The following is a 700-nucleotide window of genomic DNA, read 5'->3' on the forward strand; positions in this document are numbered from 1 at the left end:
GTAACGGCCCGGCCAGCACCGTGTTGCGTTAAATCCGAATCTGCATCAGCCGCTCGTTGACCTCTTGAAGGTCGAAGGCAGCTGGATCGAATGGGCCGCCATGCCATTGCATCATCTGTTCGTGTTCAGGATGCGCGGGATTGGCCATGGCCTCCAAGAACTCCATATAGCCCGGCTCCCCACCCACATCTTCGGGCGGGCAGGCATTGGCGCCGTCCAGGCACCAAGGGGAATCCAGCGGGCCGCTAAAGGGCGTCGCCTCGATCAGCCGAATCCGATGGGCCCAGTTATCCCCGTAGTCGTAGATGTAATCGAGTTGACGCCGTACGCCCAGCGCCTTGTCCAGGCGCACGCGCTTCTCGCTTCTCAGATCAGGCTCGGGGTAATCGGGGTCAAGCTCACCGTAATGCGTATCGTCGATGATGAACTCGTGCAGATGGCCGCCGAGCCAGCCCATGGCTTGCTGGATGGTGACGTGCAGCTTGGGCAGGGTGATGCGACTGGGAACCACAATGGTGCGGTAGACCGTCGGCTGAACGTAGCGCAGTTCGATACGCAATACCATCGCTTGCCCTTGCAGCGCGACAACCTTGGCGACCATTATGCCGCTCTATCCAGCGACAGCGCGTGCTTGCCAACGTTCCACGGCAACAGTTCATCAATCCGGTTTACCGGATGATCGGCAATCACGGTCAAGACA

Annotated in this window: 1 protein-coding gene; it reads right to left on the reverse strand. The window is 59.7% G+C overall.

The window, feature by feature from the left end; genetic code table 11:
* Positions 1 to 28: 28 nt before the first annotated feature.
* Positions 29 to 601 carry a plasmid pRiA4b ORF-3 family protein gene (locus tag C1I89_RS33780; protein ID WP_102775362.1) on the reverse strand — a complete coding sequence of 191 codons (573 nt, stop codon included), beginning with the start codon at positions 599 to 601 and terminating at the stop codon, positions 29 to 31.
* Between the last annotated feature and the right edge of the window lie 99 nt (positions 602 to 700).

Origin of the sequence: Achromobacter pulmonis (assembly GCF_002885955.2) — a bacterium.
Taxonomy (GTDB): Bacteria; Pseudomonadota; Gammaproteobacteria; order Burkholderiales; family Burkholderiaceae_B; genus Achromobacter; species Achromobacter pulmonis_A.

Excerpts from the sequence above, each read along its gene's own strand:
- C1I89_RS33780 (WP_102775362.1), bottom strand. The coding sequence starts at position 601 with ATGGTCGCCAAGGTTGTCGCGCTGCAAGGGCAAGCGATGGTATTGCGT.